Origin of the sequence: Actinosynnema sp. NPDC023794 (assembly GCF_040639675.1) — a bacterium.
GTDB classification, from domain to species: Bacteria; Actinomycetota; Actinomycetes; order Mycobacteriales; family Pseudonocardiaceae; genus Actinosynnema; species Actinosynnema luteola.
The window spans coordinates 56,299-75,692 of the sequence record NZ_JBFAFR010000028.1; the positions used below are offsets into that span (position 1 = coordinate 56,299).

Annotated in this window: 21 protein-coding genes; 11 read left to right on the plus strand and 10 right to left on the minus strand. The window is 72.8% G+C overall.

What is annotated here, in order from left to right:
• Window positions 1–2 precede the first annotated feature (2 nt).
• From AB0H12_RS35695 to AB0H12_RS35715, 5 genes are all read right to left on the minus strand, one after another.
• Window positions 3–2,468 (minus strand): ABC transporter permease, encoded by a 2,466-nt coding sequence (locus AB0H12_RS35695; RefSeq protein WP_499628819.1) that lies wholly within the window; start codon window positions 2,466–2,468, stop codon window positions 3–5.
• Entirely contained in the window at window positions 2,465–3,190 is a 726-nt protein-coding gene (locus AB0H12_RS35700; RefSeq protein WP_499628820.1) for an ABC transporter ATP-binding protein, read from the minus strand. The genes AB0H12_RS35695 and AB0H12_RS35700 overlap by 4 nt, the downstream gene beginning before the upstream one ends.
• Window positions 3,191–3,342: 152 nt before the next feature.
• Window positions 3,343–3,999, minus strand: coding sequence for a response regulator transcription factor (locus AB0H12_RS35705; protein WP_499628821.1), 657 nt, complete (start codon window positions 3,997–3,999; stop codon window positions 3,343–3,345).
• Window positions 3,999–5,120: a sensor histidine kinase gene (locus AB0H12_RS35710; RefSeq protein WP_499628822.1), complete on the minus strand. Its 1,122-nt coding sequence runs from the start codon at window positions 5,118–5,120 to the stop codon at window positions 3,999–4,001. Before AB0H12_RS35710 ends, AB0H12_RS35705 begins: the two co-directional genes overlap by 1 nt.
• Before the next feature lie 12 nt (window positions 5,121–5,132).
• Window positions 5,133–6,560 carry an alpha/beta hydrolase gene (locus AB0H12_RS35715; protein WP_499628823.1) on the minus strand — a complete coding sequence of 476 codons (1,428 nt, stop codon included), beginning with the start codon at window positions 6,558–6,560 and terminating at the stop codon, window positions 5,133–5,135.
• Window positions 6,561–6,851: 291 nt separating this feature from the next.
• Here AB0H12_RS35715 and AB0H12_RS35720 point away from each other — a divergent pair, with 291 nt between their 5' ends.
• Window positions 6,852–7,007 carry a hypothetical protein gene (locus tag AB0H12_RS35720; RefSeq protein WP_499628824.1) on the plus strand — a complete coding sequence of 52 codons (156 nt, stop codon included), beginning with the start codon at window positions 6,852–6,854 and terminating at the stop codon, window positions 7,005–7,007.
• Window positions 7,008–7,126: 119 nt separating this feature from the next.
• Here the strand turns inward: AB0H12_RS35720 and AB0H12_RS35725 are convergent, their stop codons facing one another.
• Entirely contained in the window at window positions 7,127–7,564 is a 438-nt protein-coding gene (locus tag AB0H12_RS35725; protein ID WP_499628825.1) for an MmpS family transport accessory protein, read from the minus strand.
• Window positions 7,565–7,704: 140 nt separating this feature from the next.
• Window positions 7,705–8,349 carry a GTP cyclohydrolase II gene (locus AB0H12_RS35730; protein ID WP_499628826.1) on the minus strand — a complete coding sequence of 215 codons (645 nt, stop codon included), beginning with the start codon at window positions 8,347–8,349 and terminating at the stop codon, window positions 7,705–7,707.
• 95 nt (window positions 8,350–8,444) lie between these two features.
• Here AB0H12_RS35730 and AB0H12_RS35735 point away from each other — a divergent pair, with 95 nt between their 5' ends.
• The 4 genes from AB0H12_RS35735 (at window position 8,445) to AB0H12_RS35750 (ending at window position 11,678) form a co-directional block, all read left to right on the plus strand.
• Window positions 8,445–8,843 (plus strand): 6-pyruvoyl trahydropterin synthase family protein, encoded by a 399-nt coding sequence (locus AB0H12_RS35735; RefSeq protein ID WP_499628910.1) that lies wholly within the window; start codon window positions 8,445–8,447, stop codon window positions 8,841–8,843.
• On the plus strand, window positions 8,840–9,847 hold the full coding sequence (locus tag AB0H12_RS35740; RefSeq protein ID WP_499628827.1) for a glycosyltransferase: 1,008 nt from the start codon (window positions 8,840–8,842) through the stop codon (window positions 9,845–9,847). The genes AB0H12_RS35735 and AB0H12_RS35740 overlap by 4 nt, the downstream gene beginning before the upstream one ends.
• On the plus strand, window positions 9,844–10,623 hold the full coding sequence (locus AB0H12_RS35745) for a class I SAM-dependent methyltransferase (protein WP_499628828.1): 780 nt from the start codon (window positions 9,844–9,846) through the stop codon (window positions 10,621–10,623). The genes AB0H12_RS35740 and AB0H12_RS35745 overlap by 4 nt, the downstream gene beginning before the upstream one ends.
• 62 nt (window positions 10,624–10,685) lie before the next feature.
• Window positions 10,686–11,678 (plus strand): lysylphosphatidylglycerol synthase transmembrane domain-containing protein, encoded by a 993-nt coding sequence (locus AB0H12_RS35750; RefSeq protein WP_499628829.1) that lies wholly within the window; start codon window positions 10,686–10,688, stop codon window positions 11,676–11,678.
• Here AB0H12_RS35750 and AB0H12_RS35755 read toward each other — a convergent pair.
• Entirely contained in the window at window positions 11,607–12,290 is a 684-nt protein-coding gene (locus tag AB0H12_RS35755; RefSeq protein ID WP_499628830.1) for a creatininase family protein, read from the minus strand. The genes AB0H12_RS35750 and AB0H12_RS35755 overlap by 72 nt on opposite strands.
• A gap of 14 nt (window positions 12,291–12,304) precedes the next feature.
• Window positions 12,305–13,258, minus strand: coding sequence for a zinc-dependent alcohol dehydrogenase (locus AB0H12_RS35760; RefSeq protein ID WP_499628831.1), 954 nt, complete (start codon window positions 13,256–13,258; stop codon window positions 12,305–12,307).
• Between the two features lie 44 nt (window positions 13,259–13,302).
• Between AB0H12_RS35760 and AB0H12_RS35765 the strand changes: the two genes are divergently transcribed.
• Window positions 13,303–14,034 carry a CDP-alcohol phosphatidyltransferase family protein gene (locus AB0H12_RS35765; protein ID WP_499628832.1) on the plus strand — a complete coding sequence of 244 codons (732 nt, stop codon included), beginning with the start codon at window positions 13,303–13,305 and terminating at the stop codon, window positions 14,032–14,034.
• The gene (locus AB0H12_RS35770; RefSeq protein WP_499628834.1) at window positions 14,027–14,413 is read left to right on the plus strand and encodes a DoxX family protein; all 387 of its coding nucleotides are present in this window, start codon (window positions 14,027–14,029) and stop codon (window positions 14,411–14,413) included. The genes AB0H12_RS35765 and AB0H12_RS35770 overlap by 8 nt, the downstream gene beginning before the upstream one ends.
• On the opposite strand, the gene AB0H12_RS35775 is transcribed toward AB0H12_RS35770, so the two are convergent.
• Window positions 14,395–15,066 (minus strand): RibD family protein, encoded by a 672-nt coding sequence (locus AB0H12_RS35775; protein WP_499628836.1) that lies wholly within the window; start codon window positions 15,064–15,066, stop codon window positions 14,395–14,397. The two genes, AB0H12_RS35770 and AB0H12_RS35775, sit on opposite strands and share 19 nt — an antisense overlap.
• A gap of 73 nt (window positions 15,067–15,139) precedes the next feature.
• Between AB0H12_RS35775 and AB0H12_RS35780 the strand changes: the two genes are divergently transcribed.
• The 4 genes from AB0H12_RS35780 (at window position 15,140) to AB0H12_RS35795 (ending at window position 19,322) form a co-directional block, all read left to right on the plus strand.
• Entirely contained in the window at window positions 15,140–16,273 is a 1,134-nt protein-coding gene (locus tag AB0H12_RS35780) for a sensor histidine kinase (protein WP_499628838.1), read from the plus strand.
• Entirely contained in the window at window positions 16,270–16,932 is a 663-nt protein-coding gene (locus AB0H12_RS35785; RefSeq protein ID WP_499628840.1) for a response regulator, read from the plus strand. The genes AB0H12_RS35780 and AB0H12_RS35785 overlap by 4 nt, the downstream gene beginning before the upstream one ends.
• A 120-nt stretch (window positions 16,933–17,052) precedes the next feature.
• Window positions 17,053–17,721, plus strand: coding sequence for a DUF2306 domain-containing protein (locus AB0H12_RS35790; protein ID WP_499628842.1), 669 nt, complete (start codon window positions 17,053–17,055; stop codon window positions 17,719–17,721).
• Complete coding sequence (locus AB0H12_RS35795; protein WP_499628844.1) at window positions 17,718–19,322, plus strand: sulfatase-like hydrolase/transferase; 1,605 nt, start codon at window positions 17,718–17,720, stop codon at window positions 19,320–19,322. The genes AB0H12_RS35790 and AB0H12_RS35795 overlap by 4 nt, the downstream gene beginning before the upstream one ends.
• The last annotated feature ends 72 nt before the right edge of the window (window positions 19,323–19,394 follow it).

Below are 19,394 nucleotides of genomic sequence, written 5' to 3' on the forward strand. Positions count from 1 at the left end.
GGTCAACCTAGCTGAGGCAGGGCGCGCAGCCGGACCACCACACGTGCGGGCACCGCAGCGGCCACCAGACCGAGCACCCCGACGCCCGCCACCATCCCGAAGTACCGCAGGGGATCGGCGAACAACCGCCACCGCCCGTCCTGCGCCACGCTGAACGCGCCGACCACCACCCCGCTGATCGCACAGCCGAGCACCAACGCGACCACCACCGTGATCAACGCCTCCCAGTCGAGCAACCGGTGCAGCTGCCGCGACGTGGCGCCGGCCAACCGCAACTCGCCGAACTCCCGCCGCCGCGCCCCGGTGGCGACGGCAAACGTGTTGACCACCGCGATCGCCGTGAACCCCGACGACACGGCCACCATCAACTCCCACGCCGCCTGCTGGTTCCGCACCTCCTCGACACCACCCGCACCGACCGCCACCGGGAACCCGCCCAGGTCCGGCTCGCCACGCAGGTAGACCGCGCCGACCAAGCCACGCGGATCGTGCGCCGCCACCAGCCCCGCGTCCAGCACCAGGTCACCGAACCCACGCCAGTTCGAGAACACCGCCACCACCACCAACGCCACCCGCGTGCCGTCCGCCAACCAGAACGACGGCCGATCACCGACCCGCCACCCCCGCTGCTCGGCCAACGGCCCGCTGACCGCCACCGCATCAGCCGAAAGCCTCAACTCACCCTCGACCACCCCCAGGTCCAACGCGGACTCACCGGCCAACCGCAACCCTTGCGCCGGGTAGTCCTCCGGCTTGCCCTCCTGATCGACCACCACCCTCGTGCCGACGGTGAGCGCCGACCCCGTCACCGACGGCAACGCCGCCACCCGCTCCGCGGTCGCCATCGGCAACCCTGGCGCGTTCGTCGCCGCGACCCGCACGGTCGCCGGCGCCGTCCGCGCCGCCTCCTGCTCGGCCGTCACCACACCGAGGACGTCCCCGTTGATCAGCATCGTCGCGTTGATCGCGAACATCAGCGTCAACGGGATCGCCGCCCCCACCACCCGCCGACCCTCGGCCCGCGTCATCGCGCCGGCCACCCGACCGGCCACACCCGCCAACCCGACGGCCCGCGACACCACCGCCGTGACCCCACCGACCACCACCGGTCCCAACGCGGCCACCGCGCACAACAGCAGCGCACACGACACGAATCCCATACCCATGCCCAACGGACCACCCAGCGGCACCAGAACCAACACCGCCACCGCACCCGACGCCGGCACGACCGCCGCCACCACCCTCGGCACCCGACTGCCACCACCGACCGTCACCGCCTCGCGCAACGCCTGCGTCGGCGCGATCCGCACCGCCCGGCGCGCCGCCACCGACGTCGCCCCCAGCGTCACCACCAACCCGACCACCGCCGCCGCGATCAGCACGAGCACATCGACCGCCACCGCGAACTGCGCCGGCACCGCACCCAACTCGCGGAACCGACCGGCCACCACCCGCGCCACCACCACACCGACCGGCAACGCCGGCACCGTGGCCACCACGGTGACCAGCGCGACCTCCATGCGCAGCAGACGCCTCAACTGACGCGGCGTCGCACCAGCCGTCCGCAGCAACGCCAACTCCCGCAACCGCTGCCGCACCGCCAACGACACCGTCCCGGTCAGCACGAACACCGCCGCGAACCCCGTGATGCCCAGCACGAACCCGAAGATCGAGATCGCCCCGACGTAATCGGGCACCGCCCCCGGCAGGTCACCGTCCACCTTGTCCGCCCCGCTGAACACCCCGACCCCGAGCCCCTCCAACGCGGAAACGACACCGCCCAACTCCGCCCCCGCCGCCAACCGCACCGCGACCGCCGTGGGCCCGCCCAACCCGGACCAGTCGGCAACCTGCCCGTCAGCCACGAACACCGCCGCCTGCCCCGGCACACCACCGGTCACCAAACCCGCCACCCGCGCCTCACGCGCACCCGTCCGCGTCGTCAGTCGCACGGTCTGCCCCACCACCAACCCCAACTCCGACCCCACCACCACCTCACCGTCCGCAGGCTCAACCCCCTCCCGCAACACGTACGGCGTCAACGGCGCCGAAACCCACCCGTGCGCCACCACCGCCGCCCGCTCCGGCGCCCGCACCGCAACGCCTCCGACGTCCAACGCCACCGGAAACGCCACGTCCGCCACCACCTCCCCAACACCAGGCGTAGCGGCAACCGACCTCACCAACTCCCCGGACAACACCCCCGCACCCGTCAGCCGCTCGGTCTTGGTCTTCACCTTGACCTCGTCGCCCTTGTCCACCTCGGTGGTGAGCTCGACCGACCGGTCCGCCGCCACCACCACGTCCACCCCGGCGAACCGATCCCCACCGGGCCCGGCCGTCAACACCGAGTACAGCAACAGCCCACTGCCCGAGATCAGCGCGACGGCCAGGAACGCCGTCAGGAACGTCCCGACGAACGCCCCCACCCGCCGCCGCACGCTCGTCGCCGCCAGCTTCAGCATCATCGGGTCAGCTCCGTCATCCGAGCCGCAACCTGCTCCGCCGTCGGCGCGACCAACTCACCCGCGACCCTGCCGTCCGCCAAGAACACCACCCGATCCGCCCACGCCGCCGCAGCCGGGTCGTGCGTCACCATCACCACCGTCGCCGCGGAAGAGTCGACGAACCCCCGCAACAACCCCAGCACCTCACGCCCGGTGGCCAGGTCCAACGCACCGGTCGGCTCATCACCGAAGATCACCTCGGGCCGCCCCGCCAACGCCCGCGCCAACGCCACCCGCTGCTGCTGCCCACCGGACAACTCCCCGGGCCGGGACCTCTCGCGTCCACCGAGCCCGACCCTCTCCAACACCTCGCGGGCCCAAGCCTTGTCCGGCCGCTTCCCCGCGAACCTCTGCGGCAGCAACACGTTGTCCCACACCGACAACGCGTCCACCAGGTTGAACGACTGGAACACGAACCCGACGTGCCGCCGACGGACAGCCGTCAACCTGGGCTCACGCAGCGCGCCGACGTCCTGCCCCGCCAACACCACCCGCCCGCCGTCCGGCAGGTCCAAGCCGGCCGCGCAGTGCAGCAGCGTCGACTTCCCGGACCCGGACGGTCCCATGACCGCCGTGAACGACCCCCGGCCAAACCCGACGGAAACCCCGTCAAGCGCCCGAACCCGCCCCGGGTACACCTTCGTCACATCGGTCAACGACACAACATCCCGCACCAGAACCATGCCGCAAACTCTGCCGCCGCCACACCCCGAACCCCACCGTGCGACCTCGGATCTCCACGGTATGGCTACCCCTACCCCACACCCGCCCACTGCCACTTCGGCCTACCGACAGCAGGGCTTGGTGTCACCCCGCCGGCCCATGCCCGCCCGCTTCACCGAGCCAACCCGTGCTCGTACGCGTAGATCACCGCGTGCACCCGCGTCCGAACCCCCAGCTTCGTGAGGATCCGTGCCACGTGCGTCTTCACCGTCCCCTCCTCGATCGTCAACGCCACCGCGATCTCGGCGTTGCTCAACCCCCGCACCACCTGAGCCAGCACGTCCTGCTCCCGCGGCGTGAGCGTGTCCACCTCCCGGGGCGCCGCCCGGGGCGACAGCTGCGCGAACCGGGCGATCAACCGCCCCGTCACCTTCGGGTCGATCAACCCACGCCCTTCGTGCAGCCCGCGCACCGCGTCCAAGAGCATCGCCGGATCGCTGTCCTTCAGCAGGAACCCACCGGCGCCCGCCGCCAGCGCGCCGAACAGGTACTCATCCAGGTCGAACGTCGTCAACGCCAGCACCTTCGGCGCAGGTGACAGCCCGGCCCCCGCCGCTCCCAACCGGGCGATCGCCGCGATCCCGTCACCGCGCGGCATCCGCAGATCCATCACCACCACGTCCGGCCGACGGGTCAACGCCAAGTGGACCGCTTCAGCCCCGCCGGCCGCCTCACCGATCACCTCGATGTCCGGTTCACCGTCCAGGACCATCCGCAAGGCTTCCCGCACCGCCTGCTGGTCGTCCGCCACGAGCACCCGAATGACCACTAGACCGCCCTCCCCGTCGGCAACTCGGCCCGCACCGACCACCCCGCCTCACCGGGCCCGACCGCGAGCGTTCCGCCGACCGACCGCACGCGTTCCCGCATCCCCCGAATCCCCTGCCCTTCCAGGCAGGGCCCGACCTCACCCACCCCGTCATCGACCACGGTCACCACCAACCACCCCTGCTCCCAGTGCAAGCGCACGTCGACCTGACCCGCAGTCGAGTGCCGGACCACGTTGGTCAACGCCTCCTGCACCACCCGGTACGCCGTGCGCTCAACCTCCGGCGGCACCGGCGCGGCCACCCCCGACCTCCTCACCGTGATCCGCCGATCAGGCCCCGAAAGCCGCCCGACCAACTTCTCCACCTCACCGACCCCCACCCCCGACCCCGCATCCCGCAACGTGCCCAACAACCCCCTCACCTCGTCCAACGCCGACGCCGACAACTCGGCGATCGTCCCCAACGCCCGATCCGCGACCGGCGGCGAGCCTGCCAACACCCGCCGCACCGCCGTCGCCTGCATCCGGATCGCCGTCAGGTGATGGCCGACGCTGTCGTGCACGTCCCGAGCCAACCGGGCCCGCTCCTCCGCCAGCACCCGATCAGCCTCCGCCAACGCCCGATCGCTCTCCGCCAACGCCCGGTCGGTCTCAGCCCGCTGCACCCGCAACGTCTGGTCCGCCCGTTCCCGGTGCAGCCGCAACGCGTACCCGGTCGCCACCGGCGCCACCCCCATCACCACGAGGTCCGTGACCGTGAAGACCCGCACCGGACTGCCCGCGATCACCGCGCTGACCAGCACCCAGCACCCGCACACCGCCAGCACCACCCCCGGTCCGCGCTCCCGGTGGTAGACGGCCGCGCAGAACGCGCCCATCGTGACCAACATCCCGGGCCACGTGGGCAGGAACCCGAGGCCACCCAACCCGACCACCGCCGACAGCACCGCCGACGTCAACGGCAGCACGCGCCGCAACAACAACGGCAACGTGACGCAGAGGCTGGACCCGACCAGCGCCGCCGGTTCCTGCGGCGGACCTCCCTGCCCCTCCCACAACGTCAGCAGCACCAACACCGCCGCGACGCCGACGACGAGCAGGCCTTCCCGCGCGTAGCTCACGCCCGTCATCGTCTACGCAGCGCCGCAGGCCGCACCAGGAGCCGGCAACCCACCGGTGACCAAGTACCTGTGCACGTGCTCCCGAACGCACGGATGCCCGCTCAGGTACAGCGCGTGCCCGCCCTTCACCGGCAGGTACCGGGCGTTCCCCAACTGCGCCGCCACCCTCCGCGCGTCCCGAGGCGGCGTCGTGCTGTCGTACTCGCCGCCGGCAACCAGCACGGGCCGCGCCCCCGACCCCCGCAACCTCTCCGGCGGATACGTCCCCGTGTCCGGCAACCCGGCGCAGTGGTACGCCATCGGCCACGTCGCCACCCACCCGATGTGGGGCGTGACCTGGCGCAGCTCCGCCTCCCACGACTTCAACACCCGGTAGTCGGACGGATACGGGAAGTCGGCGCAGAACATGATCCTCGACAGATCGGGATCACGCCCACCGACCGGCTGCTCGGCGAACCGCGTCGCGTCGCCCGCGTGCGCCTCCGCGATGGCCCTCGCCAGCTCCGGCCACTCCTCCTCGAACCCCGGGTTGGTCCGCGACACGATCCGGGAGGCGTTCACCCTCGCGTCCCCGGCCGGGATCGGCTCACGCGCCGCCCGTGCCAGCACCTCGTCCCACACCCTTAGCACGTCACGCCCGTGCAGCGCGCACCCGGCCTCCCCTCCGCACCACTCCGCGAACCGGACCATGTTGCGCTCCACCGTCCGCGCCCGCGGCAGGAGCCAGTCGGTCCACGACCGGGTCGTGTGGTCCAGCACGCTGTCCAGGTACATCCGCCCGATCCGCTCCGGGAAGTGCCGCGCGTACGCCTGGCCGAACACCGTGCCGTACGAGTTGCCGTAGTAGTTCAACCTCGGCAGGCCCAACGCGACCCGGATCGCGTCCATGTCGTGCGCGACCTGCCGCGAGTCGAGGTTCCCGGCCAGCGGTCCGGCGGCCACCTGCCCGCAGTCGACGCCGAACCGGTGGTTCGCCGCCCGGTACCGCTCGTACGTGGCCTGGTCCGGCGACGCCCACTCCAGGTTCTCCGGCAGCGGCGCCGGGTACGGGCACGTGATCCCGGCGCTCGCCTCGAACCCGCGCGGGTCGGACACCACGACGTCGAACCACCGGGTCAGGTCGTCGAACGCGCTCTTCGCGATGCGCAGCACCGAGATCTGCTGCGCCGGCCCACCCAGGTTGACCAGCAGCACGCCCTTCTTGGCCGCCTGGTCCCGCGCGGGCAGCCGCGCGACGCCCAACCGCACCCGCTCGCCGCGCGGCTCGTCCCAGTCCGCGGGCACGCTCACCTCACCGCACTGCAACCCGTCACCGCAGTCCACCCACCGCACCGCACCGGCAGCCTGCGCCACACCCGGCACGACGCCCAGCGCCGCGACCGCCGTAACCGTGGCGAGCGAGCAGACAGCACCCACCACACCCTTGATCGTCTTCGCCATGCGCCCAGCGTGCTCGCCGTCCACCGACCTCCGCGTCTGCCTTTCGACAGATCTTGCGGGGGAAAACTCCCGTGATTCCGACACCAGCCGCCGCGAAGATCCGCGCCGATCCGCGAGGTGAACTCGCGGTGAGGTGAAATAATTATTGGTGCGGTTACTCTGTGACGGCTCTTCTCCTGCAGTGGCTCGGTGGCGTTCGGAGTGCTCGGGCCGCTCACCGTGTCCGGATCGGGTGGTGCGCACGTGCAGATTCGTGGCCGACGTCTGCGGACCCTTCTCGCTGTTCTGCTGATGCACGCGGGCAAACCGGTTTTCGTCAACCACCTCGTCGACGCGATATGGGACGGCGACCCGCCCAAGTCGTATCTCTTCAACCGGCTGCCCGAACTCGTGCGGGTGTACGGGGTGGAGCGGGCCGACCGAGAGGACCGGGAGGCGATCCGCTGACCGAGCCGACCAAGTCCGAACGGAACAAACCCGACCCGACGTGGTCGAGGGCCCGGCGGGGAACTCCCACCGGGCCCTCGATCGCGTCGCGTCACCTCACGACGCGCGCATCACCACGATCAGGTGCCCACGCGCGAAGCCGTGGCGAACGGCCCGGTCGCGGTGTTCGTCGACACGACCTCGCCGTCGACGGTGATCTTGCAGCTCACCGTGCCGCCGTTCTCGTCGACCGTGGCCGTGAGCGTGCCGCCCTTGTAGACGCCCTGGTTCTCGGCCTGCTTGGTCCACGGCAGGGTCGGGGCGGTCTCGGTCTTCGGGTCGAGCACCTCGCCGTAGAGGATTTCCACGTTCGCGGCGTCACCGGTGACCTCGTAGTCGACCTCCTCCTGGATCTCGCTGACCGCGGAGTTGAACACGAACACCCACGTGGTGCAGACCGCCAGGCCGAGCACCGGCACCACGATGCCGCTGACGGACAGGCCCTTGTTGGTGGCGCGTCCCTTGTTCGCCCTGGCCAACCCGGCGGCCGAGAAGACCAGCCCGAGGATTTGGCTCATGGGTTCTTTTCTCTTCCTGAATCGCGGAATGTGTGCGCCGAGCGAGCCGCGGCTCACCGGAAATGCGCGTCGTGGCACCGTTCTTCGTTTTGCGGAACGGCGGGCAAATGACGCACGGGGCACAGTTCAGGAGGCCCGGCTCACCGGGCCGTGGGATATTCGTAGCCCGCCGGCCGGTCCACCTGCGGCAGGTCGTGGCCCAGCCGGTCGCGCTTCGCGGTCAGGTAGCCGATGTTGTGCGGGTTGGGCCGCATCAGGTGCGGCACGCGGGCCGCGACCTCGATGCCGTTGGCCTCCAACGCCTCGATCTTGCCCGGGTTGTTCGACATCAACCGCACGGACGTGACGCGCAGGTGCTTCAGCACGCGCGCGGCCGGTGAGTAGTCCCGGACGTCGACCGGGAGCCCGAGCGTGGTCGCGGAGTCGAGCGTGTCGAGGCCCTGCTCGTCCTGCAGCACGTGCGTGCGCACCTTCGCCACCAGGCCGATGCCGCGCCCCTCGTGACCGCGCAGGTAGATCAGGATGCCGCTGCCCTCGGCCACGATCCGGTCCAGCGCCGCGTCGAGCTGGTCGCCGCACTCGCAGCGCATCGCGCCGAAGAGGTCGCCGGTCATGCACTCGGAGTGCACGCGCACCAGCACGTTCTCGCGCAGCGCCGCCCTGCCGTAGACGAGTGCCATGTGCTCGTGCCCGTCGGCCCGGAACGCCACCGCGCGGAACGTGCCGCGTCGCGTCACCAGGTCCGACTCCGCCAGGTCCTCGTCGTTGAAGGCTTCTTCGCGCATCCGGCTCCCTCGTCACCCGAACCCGACACCGGCGAGGAGGTCACTACGCTCGGCCGGTAGTTGCACCGTAGCTCGCTCACTCGGCGGAGGTCACCCTGTTCAGCATCACCGTCCGCGATCACGTGATGATCGCCCACAGCTTCCGCGGCGAGGTCTTCGGCCCGGCCCAGCGCCTGCACGGTGCGACGTTCGTGGTGGACGCGAGGTTCAAGCGGGCGGAGCTCGACGCCGACAACATCGTCGTCGACATCGGACTCGCCACGGAACGGCTGCGCGCCGTTCTCGGCGAGCTCAACTACCGCAACCTGGACGACGTGCCGGAGTTCGCCGGGGTCAACACGTCGACCGAGTTCCTGGCCAAGCACATCGCCGACGAGCTGGCGGAGGCCGTGCGCGCCGGTTCGCTCGGGGAGGGCGCTCGAGGGCTGTCCGGCATCGAGGTCTCGCTGCACGAGTCGCACGTCGCGTGGGCGAGCTACGAACGCCCGCTGTGACGGTCCACTTCGTCCTGCCCGGTGGCGTGGACGACCCGGCGTCACCGAGCGGCGGCAACGTCTACGACCGGCGGGTGATCCGAGGTCTCCCCTCGGTGCGCGAGATCGGGATACCCGGCTCGTGGCCTCGGCCCGGGACTGCCGCCCGCTCGGCGTTGAGCCAGGCGTTGGGCGGGATCGAGGACGGTTCGGTCGTCGTGCTCGACGGGCTGGTGGCGTGCGGTGTGCCGGAGGTCGTCGTGCCGCACGCCGAGCGGCTGCGGCTGGTGGTCCTGGTGCACCTGCCGTTGGCCGACGAGACGGGCCTGTCGCCGACCCTGGCCGCCCGGCTCGACACCGCCGAACGGGAGGTCCTCCGGGCCGCGCGCGCCGTCGTGGCCACCAGCCCGTCGGCCGCCCGGCGGCTCACCTCGCACCACGGGTTGGCCCGGGTCCACGTCGTCGTGCCCGGCACGGACCCCGCGCCGTCGGCCGCCGGCACGGACGGCGTGTCCCGGTTGCTCTGCGTCGCTTCGCTCACGCCGCGCAAGGGGCACGACGTGTTGCTGCGCGCGCTGGCTTCGGTGGCCGACCTGCCGTGGAGCTGCGCGTTCGTCGGACCGGAGCGGTCGCCGGTCCGCGACCTGGTCGACCGGCACGGGCTGGGTTCGCGGGTAGAGCTGCGCGGTCCTCTCAGCGGCCCGGCGCTCGACCACGCGTACGCGACGGCGGACCTGGTCGTGCTGGCGTCGTTGGCCGAGACGTACGGGATGGTGGTGACCGAGGCGTTGGCGCGGGGCGTGCCGGTGGTGGCCAGCTCCGTGCCGGACGCGCTCGGCGCCGGCGGCGTGCTGCTGCCCGCGGGTGACGTGCCGGCGTTCTCCGAAGCTCTGCGGCGGTGGCTGACCGATGACGAGTGGCGGCGTGACCTGCGCGGGCGTGCGGCGGCACGTCGGCGCGAGTTGTCCACATGGGACGAAACGGCCGCTCGGCTGGCGGAGGTGCTGGCTAGTCTGCGGCCATGAGCACCTTCGCACCGGAATGGCTGTCACTGCGGGAGAAGGCCGACGCGGAGGCCCGCGCGGTGGACCTGGTCGACCGGCTTTTGAAGATCGATCTGAACCGGGACCCCCTCGTGGTGCGTGATCTCGGGTGTGGAACGGGATCGTTGGGACGATGGCTCGCCGGCCGGTTGGGCGGTCCGCAGCACTGGGTGCTGCACGACCGCGACCCCCGGCTGCTCAGCATCGCGGCGGCGACCGTGAGCGGGGTGACGATCGAGACGCACGAGGGCGACCTCACCGGGCTGACCGGTGCGGACTTCGCCGGGACGTCGCTGGTCACCGCGTCGGCGCTGCTGGACCTGCTGACCGCAGACGAGGTGGACGCCCTGGCCGGCGCGTGCGCGGACGCGGGGTGTCCGGCGCTGCTCACGCTGTCGGTGGCGGGTCGGGTGGAGTTCGAGCCGGCCGAGTCGCTGGACGAGGCCTTCGCAGCGGCGTTCAACGCGCACCAGCGACGGGTGGTGGACGGGCGTCGGCTGCTGGGGCCGGACGCGGTCGCGGTCACGGCGGAGGCGTTCGAACGGCGGGGCGCGGAGGTGGCGACGAGCGCGAGCCCGTGGCGGCTCGGGCCGGAGCAGGCCGCGTTGGCGGGGGAGTGGCTGCGCGGGTGGGTGGAGGCGGCGGTGGAGCAGGAACCGGGGCTGGCCGCCGAAGCGCCCGACTACCTGCGGCGCAAGCTGGACAACGGCCGCCGCGTGGTGGTGCACCACACGGATCTCTTGGCGGTACCCCGATGAGACGGCCCGGCGCAGCTGGTCGGTCCGGCGGGGGCGGGCCTGGCGGGGTCGGGCGGCCCGGCGTGGTGAGCGGGGTCGGCGCCTTGGCGTCGGCCGGTCGGCGGGTGGTCGGGCGGCCCTCGGTGAAGCGCGCGTGGCCCTGGCTGCGGCTCCTGGCGGCGGTCGCCGTCCTGGTGGCCCTGGGCCGGCGGCTCGGCGCCGACGCGTTCGTGGACGGCCTGCGCGCGGTCGACGGCCGGGCGGCCGCCGCCGCGTTGGGCATCGGGCTGCTGACCACCGTGACCAGCGCCTGGCGGTGGTGTCTCATCGCCCGCCGCCTCGGCTTGCCGCTCACCCTCCCCGCCGCCGTGTCCGACTACTACCGCGGCCTGTTCCTCAACGCCGTCCTCCCCGCCGGCGTCCTCGGCGACGTCCACCGGGCCGTGAGCCACGGACGGCGGGCCGGCGACGTCGGGCGAGGCGTCCGGGCGGTCGTGTTCGAGCGCGGGGCCGGACAGGCGGTGCTGGTCGCCGTCGGCGTCACCGTCCTGGTCACCGGATCCCTTCCCGTCGAGCTACCGGTCCTCGGCCTGCCGGCCGCCCTCGCCCTCGTCGCGCTCACCAGCCTCTCCCCGCGGGTCCGCCGAGCGGCGCGGACCACGTGGGCCGACGCCCGCACCGGCCTGGTGAACCGCGAGGTCCTGCCCAAGGTCGCCCTGCTGTCGGTGGCGACGTTGGCCGGGCACGTGGCGCTGTTCGCCGTGGCGGCCAGGGCCGCCGGCGTGCAAGCGCCGACCACCCGCCTCCTCCCGCTGATCGTGCTCGCCCTGCTCGTCATGGCCGTCCCGCTGAACGTCGGCGGCTTCGGGCCGCGCGAGGCGTTCCTGGCGGTGGCGTTCGGGGCGGCCGGCCTCGGCGCCGCGCAAGGGGTCACCACCGGCGTCGTCTACGGCGTGCTGGCGCTGATCGGCAGCCTGCCCGGCGTCCTCTCCTCGATACCCGGGTCAGAACACCGACAGGTACGGCCCGAACGACTCGACCAGCGCCGCGAGCACGTCCCGGCCCTTGTCGGCTGACGCCAGCGACGGCCGCCCGATCACCCCCGACGACGTGTACGGCGCGAGCCCCAGCGTGAGCATGTGGGGCCGGTCGTCGGCCAGGTGGTCGCTCGTCTCGTACCCGGGTCTCACCAGCTCCGGGTGGGCGTGCAGGAGGATGGACGTTTCCAGCTCACCCGCGTGCATGTCGCTGCGCGACGACGTCTCGACCCCGGCGGCGGCCCGTGCCGCGGCCCAGTCGCCGCTGCCGGGGAACAACGCCATCCCCTCCGACTCCTGCACCACGTTCGACAGCACGTAGTTGCCGCCGTGCCCGCTGACCAGCACCAGGTTCGGCACACCCGACCGCCGCAACGAGTCCGCGACGTCGCGCACCACCGCGTACAGCGTCCGCGCCGAGATGCTCACCGTGCCCGGCCACGCGGCGTGCTCGTGCGAGCACGACATCGTGATCGGCGGCAGCAGCTGCACGGGGTGCGCGTCGGCGATCGCCCCCGCGATCGTGCAGGCGACCACCGTGTCCGTGGCCAGCGGCAGGTACGGGCCGTGCTGCTCGTGGCTGCCGACGGGCAGCACCGCCACGGTCGCCGCACGCGCACGCACGTCTTCGGTGGTGTCAGGCAGGTACATGCCCGGCACGGTAGTCAACGCCGGTAGTCGACGCGGTGGCACAGGGGCGGCAGCGCGCCACCCGCCAGCACGGACGGCAGGTCCTCGAACCGGCTCTCACCGGTGATCAGCGCGTCGAAGGCGGGATCGGCGAGCAGGTCCAGCGCCAGCGCCATCCGCTCGGCGTACGTGCGGTCCGGCCGCGCCACCACGCCGACCTGGCTGCTGCGCAGCCGCAGCCGTCGCGAGTGGAAGAACTCGCCGAGCGGCACCGACACCCGCCGGTCGCCGTACCAGCTCAGCTCGACCACCTGCCCTTCCGGCGCTAGCAGCGCCAACGACCGGGCCAGCCCCTCCTCGGACGCGCTCGCGTGCACGACCAGGTCGCAGCGCCCCGCCGCCTCCCCGGGCGACGCGAAGTCGACGCCCAACGCGGCGGCCACCGACGCGCGGTCCGGGTCGGCGTCGACCAGCTGCAGCCGCACGCCCGGGAACCGGGCCAGCACGGCGGCCACGGCGCACCCCACCATCCCGCCGCCGACGACCGCGATCCGGTCGCCGATCAACGGCCGGGCGTCCCACAGCGCGTTCACCGCCGTCTCCACCGTCCCGGCCAGCACCGCGCGCGCGGCGGGCACCGAGTCCGGCACGGGCGTCACCGCGTCGGCGGGCACCACGTAGTGCGTCTGATGTGGATAGAGGCAGAACACCGTGCGGCCGAGCAGCGGTCCCCGTTCCACCACACCGACGTTGAGGTAGCCGTACTTCACCGGCCACGGGAACTCGCCCTCCTGGAACGGCGCCCGCATGATGTCGTGCTGGCTCTCCGGCACCCCACCGCGCAGGACCAGGCTCTCCGTGCCCCGGCTGATCCCCGAGTACAGCGTGCGCACCACCACGTCGTCGGGTCCCGGATCGGGCAGCGCCACCTCGCGGATCTCACTTTTTCCCGATGAGGTGAACCAGAGGGCCCTCGCAGAGCGTGTCACCTGTACAACCTCCGAACAACGGGGCCACCGCCACGAGGGGCACGATGACGACACTTCACCACAGTGCTGCCTGGCGGCGGCAGTCCACCGCAGAACCCGTCGCTTGGGCGGGCGTCCAAGTGGTCCTGCTCGCCGTGCTGGAGGGCACGGTCGGGTTGGGCGTGCTCGGGTGGCTCGCGGGCATCGCGTACGCGGTGGCGAACCAGGCGTTGCTGAGCGGCGCGGTGCGGCGGTCCTCGCGCGGGGCGCTGGGGCCGGCCGACCGGGTCACGGTGGTGAGGGGGCTGCTGGTCGGCGGCGTCACGGCGCTGGTGGCCGACGGCGGTCACCACCCGGCGCTGCTCGTCGTGGCCGCCGCCGTCGCGCTGGCGCTGGACTTCGTGGACGGGCAGGTGGCACGTCGCACCGGCACGGCGTCGGCGATGGGCGCGCGGTTCGACATGGAGGTCGACGCGTTCCTGATCCTGGTGCTGAGCGTGCACGTGGCGCTGACCCTCGGACCGTGGGTCATGGTGATCGGCGCGCTGCGGTACGCGTTCGTCGTGGCGTCCTGGGGCCTGGCCTGGCTGAGGGACCCGCTGCCGCCGAGCCACGCGCGCAAGGTCGTGGCCGCCGTGCAGGGGATCGCGCTGGTCGTCGCCGCGTCCGGCCTGCCACCGCACCCGGACGTCCTCGTCGGGCTCGCCCTGGCCTCGCTCGTCTGGTCGTTCGGCCGCGACATCGCCTGGTTGTGGCGCAACGCCCCCGCATCGGTGGAAGGAATCAGCCATGTCTGACGCAGCCCGGACCAAGATCAGCGTCGCGAACATCGCCCTCTGGGCGTTGCAGGTGCTGCTGGCCGCGTACTTCGTCTACAGCGGTGCGTCGCTGCTCGGCGACGACTTCGTCGGCAAGTTCGACAAGATCGGCTTCGGCCAGTGGCTGCGGTACGTGACCGGGGTGCTGGAGCTCGCCGGCGCGCTCGGCCTGCTCGTGCCGAGGCTGTGCGGGCTCGCCGCGGCCGGCCTGGTCGGCGTGATGGCCGGCGCGGTCGCCACGGAACTGGTCATCCTGGGCGACCCGGCCGGCGCGGTGCTGCCCGCCGTGCTGCTCGGGCTCGCGGCCGTGGTGGCGCTCGGCCGCCGCGCCACCGTCCTTCAGGCCTTCGGGAAGTAGCGCAGCACGGCGACGTCACCGAGCTTGCCCACCTCCGCCAGGTGGAAGCGGCGCGCCGGACCGCCGGGGAACTCGGCCGGGTTGACGAACCGCGGCGCGGCGGCCTGCCCGATCAGCATCGGCGCGACCGCCATCCGGATCTCGTCGGCCAGCCCGGCGGACAGGAACGCGGTGTGGATCGTGGCGCCGCCCTCCACCATGAGCCGGTCGACGCCGCGCGCGCCCAGGTCGTCCAGCAACGCCCCGAAGTCGACCGCCGGTCCCAGCGGCACGACCTCCGCCAGGTCGCCCACGGCCTCCACGGCCCGGCGGTGGCCGGAATCGGTGGTGTAGACGAGCTTGTCGCCGCCGTGGTGCCAGAACTTCAGCGCCGGGTCGAGGTCGCCGCTGCCGGTCACGGTCACCTTCACCGGGTGCTCGGAACGTCCTCGTGCCACCCGGGCGGCCCGGCGGTCCGCGTCGTTGACCAGCAGGCGCGGGTTGTCGGAGCGGATCGTGGCCGCGCCGACCATGATCGCGCCGGACTCCGCGCGCACCTGGTCCACGTGGTCGAAGTCCTCGGCGTTGGACAGCGGGAACCGGTGCGCGCTGCTGTCGTCGATGTAGCCGTCCACGCTGACGGCGACGCTGAGCAGGACGTACGGACGGGTCACGAGCCCACCGTACCGACGTCCTCTCGTACTTCAGGCCGATCCGGCGCGCGCCCGGCTCTCGTACCATCGGCCCGTGCACGCCGTCCTCCGCTCGACGTGGGGTGAACCCCGACCTCACCACCCGCCGCGGCGGGGGTGGCGCGACTGGGCGCTCGTGGGCGTGCTCGTGCCCGCGGCGGCGCTGGAGACGGCCCTGCGGTCGGACCTGCCGTGGCCGGGCCTGTGGGCCGTCGTGGTGATCGGACTGGCGCCCACGCTGCTGTGGCGCCGGACCCGACCGCTGCTGGTGCTCGTCATCGCCATGGGCGCCACGGGCCTGGTCCCGCTCCTCACCGGCGAGCGCGTCGAGCCCTACACGACGGCGTTCGTGCTGATCCTGGTGTACTCGGTGGTCAGGTGGGGTTCCGGGCGCGAGGCCGTCGTCGGCCTGGCCATCGTGCTCGGCGGCGCGTGCCTGTCCACAGCGCTGCGTCACCTGGCCCTCGTCGACGCGATCGGCGGGCTCACCGTGATGTTCACGGCGACCGCCCTCGGCGTCGCCATGCGCTACCGGGCCCGCCTGCGGACGCGTGAACTCGAGCAGGCCAAGCTGGTGGAACGGGAACGGCTGGCCCGCGACCTGCACGACACGGTCGCCCACCACGTGTCGGCGATCGCGATCCGCGCCCAGGCCGGTCTCGCGACCGCCGTGACGCGGCCGGACGCCGCGACCGACGCGCTGCGCCTGATCGAGGCCGAGGCGTCGCGCGCCCTCGCCGAGATGCGCGCGATGGTCCGCGTGCTGCGGCGCGACGAGCCCGTCGACCTGGAGCCCAGCCCGCGCATCGCCGACCTCGGGCAGCTCGCGACGTCGTCCCGCACCGGCCCGGCGGTCGAGGTCGGCCTCGCGGGCGACCTGGACGGCGTCCACCCGTCGGTCGACGCCGCGGTCTACCGCCTGGCCCAGGAAGCGGTCACCAACGCGCGACGGCACGCCCGGCACGCCACCCGCATCGAGGTGCGCGTCGACGCCGACGACACGTCGGTGCACCTGCGCGTGAGCGACGACGGCGACCCCTCCGCCGGCACGGCCGCCGAGCCGGGGTACGGGCTCATCGGCATGGTCGAGCGCGTCGACCTCCTCGGCGGCACCTGCGCCGCCGGTCCCGACCGCGACCGGGGCTGGACCGTGACCGCCACCCTGCCCCGGACGGGGACGGGCGCATGAGCATCCGGGTGGTCGTCGCCGACGACCAGGAGATCGTCCGCACCGGGCTCACGATGATCCTCGACGCCCAACCCGGCATCGAGGTCGTCGGCGCGGCGGGCGACGGGCGACGGGCCGTGGAGCTCGCCCGGCGCCTGCGCCCGGACGTGTGCCTGTTCGACATCCGCATGCCCGGTCTCGACGGCATCGAGGCCACCCGGCTCCTGTCCGGACCGGACGTGGCCGACCCGCTCGCCGTCGTCGTCATCACCACGTTCGACCTGGACGAGTACGTGTTCGCCGCGCTCCGGGCAGGCGCCGTCGGCTTCCTGCTCAAGGACGCCGGTCCCGCGCTGCTCGCCCAGGCCGTCCACGCCGCCGCCGAGGGCGACGCGCTCATCGCGCCGAGCATCACCGCACGGCTGCTCAAGACCTTCGCCGCCGCCGAACCCGCCGCGCCCGCCCAACCCCTCGAACCGCTCACGGACCGCGAGGAGCAGGTCCTCCTCACCGTGGCGCGCGGACGCACGAACCGCGAGATCGCCGACGAGCTGCACATCACCCTGAGCACGGTCAAGACGCACATCGCGAGCCTGATGACCAAGCTGGCCGCCCGCAACCGGGTCGAGATCGCCATGTGGGCCTACGAGACCAACCGCCTCGCCGGCCGAAAGTACTAGTCGCGCCCGCCCGGGAGTACCGCCCGGCTCCGGCCCTTCTCCCGATGTCCGCCGCGGCGCCGATCACCAGACTCGGATCACACCGAGACCGGGCGACCGGACCGACGAAGGGCCTCCGCCGTGACCTCCTCCCGCAGGGCCGACTGGCTCGTGCCCACCGCCTTGATCGCGCTCACGCTCATCCCCATGGCCGGCGGCGCCCTCCGCCTCACCGACCTGGCCGGCGGCGAGGTCACCCCGGAGAACGCGAGGTTCTTCGCCGCACCCGCGCCGGTGGTGCTGCACATCGTCGGCGCCGTCCTGTACTGCCTCGGGGGCGCCTTCCAGTTCGCGCCGGGGCTCCGCCGGCGGCACCGGGCCGGGCACCGCGTCCTCGGCCGGGTCCTCGTCCCGGCCGGCCTGCTGATGGCCCTCACCGGTCTGTGGATGACGTTGTCCTACCCCTACCCCGAGGGGGACGGCCACCTCCTCGCCGCCTTCCGGCTGGTGACCGGCTCCGCCACGGTCCTGGCCCTCGTCCTCGGCTTCCGGGCGATCCTGCGGCGGGACGTCGTCCGGCACCGCGCGTGGATGATCCGCGCCTACGCGATCGCCCAGGGCGCGGGCACGCAGGCGCTGGTCACCATCGCCTGGGTCCTGCTCGTCGGCCCGGCCACCGGCCTGACCAGGACGCTGCTGCTCGGCCTCGGCTGGCTGATCAACATCGCGGTGGCGGAATGGATCATCGGTGAACCGGCCAGGGGTCGGCGCACGTTGTACCGGGCAAGGAGAGCAGAGAGGACCGCATGACCGAGGACACGCCGGACCGCCGTGGCCGCCGCACGGCGGTCACCGCCTCGGCCGCCGCGCTCGTCCTGCTCGCGCTGCTCGTCCCCGGCGACTCCGACTCGCTGACACCGGCCGCGTTCCTCCGCCTCCCGGTGGAGGCGCTGCTCGGCGTCGTCCTGGTGCTGGTCCTGCCGGAACGGGCGCGACGCGTCGCGGCGCAGGTCGGCGGGGCCCTCCTCGGCCTCCTCCTCGTCCTGAAGGCGCTGGACCTCGGGTTCGACGGGGTGCTGCACCGGCCGTTCGACCCGGTGCTCGACTGGCCGCTGCTGGAGCCCGCGGTGGGCTACGTGGACGTGACGGCGGGGCGGTTCGCGGCGGTGGCGGTCGTCGTCCTCGCCGTCCTGCTCGCCGCCGGGGTGGTGCTCCTGGCCGCACGGTCCGCGGTGCGGCTCAGCGGAGTCGTGGTGCGCCACCGGGTCCCCGTCGCCCGCGTCGTCGCCGTCCTCACCGCCGTGTGGATCACGCTCGCCGGCCTCCAACCCGCGATCGCGTCGCACAGCACGGCGGCGTTCGCCTACGACCAGGCACGGCGGGTGCACGACGGCCTGCGCGACCGCGGTCGGTTCGCCGCGGAGTCGGCGGTGGACCCGTTCGCCGGCGCGAAGGCGGGGGAGATGCTGACCTCGTTGCGCGGCAAGGACGTCGTCGTGGCGTTCGTCGAGAGCTACGGGCGTTCCGCCGTCGAGCACCCGGACATCGCGCCGCACGTGACCCCGGTGCTCGACGCGGGCACCCGCCGGCTCGCCGGCGCCGGGTACACCTCGCGCAGCGCGTACCTCACCTCGCCGACCGCGGGCGGCGGCAGCTGGCTCGCCCAGGCCACCCTGCTGTCCGGGCTGTGGGTCGACAACCAGCAGCGCTACCGCACGCTCCTCGGCAGCGACCGGCTGACGCTCGGCGGCGCGTTCCGGCGCGCGGGCTGGCGTGCGGTCGGCGTCATGCCGGGCATCACGAGGGCGTGGCCGGAGGGCGGGTTCTTCGACTACGACCGGATCTACGCGCTCGACGACCTCGACTACCGCGGACCGCGCTTCGGCTACGCCACCGCGCCCGACGAGTTCACGATGTCGAAGTTCCAGCAGTTCGAGCGCCCCGGCGGGCACGCGCCCGTGATGGCGGCGATCCCCCTGCTGTCCAGCCACGCGCCGTGGTCGCCCGCGCCGGCGGCGGTCGGCTGGCGCAACGTCGGCGACGGCTCGGTGTTCCACTCCATGGCCTCCGGCGAGGCGCCCGCGGAGGACATGTTCGGTCGCGACCCGGAACTCGTGCGGTCCGACTACTCGCGCACGGTCGAGTACTCGATCAACACCCTCGTGTCCTACGTCGAGACCTACGGCGACGACGACCTCGTGCTCGTCTTCCTCGGCGACCACCAGCCCGCGCCGTTCGTCACCGGCCCGGACGCGGGTCGGGACGTGCCGATCACCATCGTGACCCGCGACCGGGCCGTGCTCGCCCGCACCGCCGCCTGGGGCTGGACCGACGGCCTGGAACCCGGCCCACGCGCGCCCGTGCGCCCCATGGACACCTTCCGCGACCAGTTCCTGACCACGTTCCGCTAGCCGCTCCCGGTGGATGTCCGATCAGGCGTCAGCGCCGAATGCACTACCGTCGGCGGCGCAGACGGATGACTT

What these genes read in the sequence shown, in the direction of transcription:
- AB0H12_RS35730 (WP_499628826.1), bottom strand. Translation starts at nt 8,349, where the DNA reads ATGCGCGAAGAAGCCTTCAACGACGAGGACCTGGCGGAGTCGGACCTG.
- AB0H12_RS35795 (WP_499628844.1), top strand. Translation starts at nt 17,718, where the DNA reads ATGACCGAGGACACGCCGGACCGCCGTGGCCGCCGCACGGCGGTCACC.
- AB0H12_RS35765 (WP_499628832.1), top strand. Translation starts at nt 13,303, where the DNA reads ATGACGACACTTCACCACAGTGCTGCCTGGCGGCGGCAGTCCACCGCA.
- AB0H12_RS35720 (WP_499628824.1), top strand. Translation starts at nt 6,852, where the DNA reads ATGCACGCGGGCAAACCGGTTTTCGTCAACCACCTCGTCGACGCGATA.
- AB0H12_RS35700 (WP_499628820.1), bottom strand. Translation starts at nt 3,190, where the DNA reads ATGGTTCTGGTGCGGGATGTTGTGTCGTTGACCGATGTGACGAAGGTG.
- AB0H12_RS35770 (WP_499628834.1), top strand. Translation starts at nt 14,027, where the DNA reads ATGTCTGACGCAGCCCGGACCAAGATCAGCGTCGCGAACATCGCCCTC.
- AB0H12_RS35785 (WP_499628840.1), top strand. Translation starts at nt 16,270, where the DNA reads ATGAGCATCCGGGTGGTCGTCGCCGACGACCAGGAGATCGTCCGCACC.
- AB0H12_RS35755 (WP_499628830.1), bottom strand. Translation starts at nt 12,290, where the DNA reads ATGTACCTGCCTGACACCACCGAAGACGTGCGTGCGCGTGCGGCGACC.
- AB0H12_RS35725 (WP_499628825.1), bottom strand. Translation starts at nt 7,564, where the DNA reads ATGAGCCAAATCCTCGGGCTGGTCTTCTCGGCCGCCGGGTTGGCCAGG.
- AB0H12_RS35745 (WP_499628828.1), top strand. Translation starts at nt 9,844, where the DNA reads ATGAGCACCTTCGCACCGGAATGGCTGTCACTGCGGGAGAAGGCCGAC.
- AB0H12_RS35715 (WP_499628823.1), bottom strand. Translation starts at nt 6,560, where the DNA reads ATGGCGAAGACGATCAAGGGTGTGGTGGGTGCTGTCTGCTCGCTCGCC.
- AB0H12_RS35695 (WP_499628819.1), bottom strand. Translation starts at nt 2,468, where the DNA reads ATGATGCTGAAGCTGGCGGCGACGAGCGTGCGGCGGCGGGTGGGGGCG.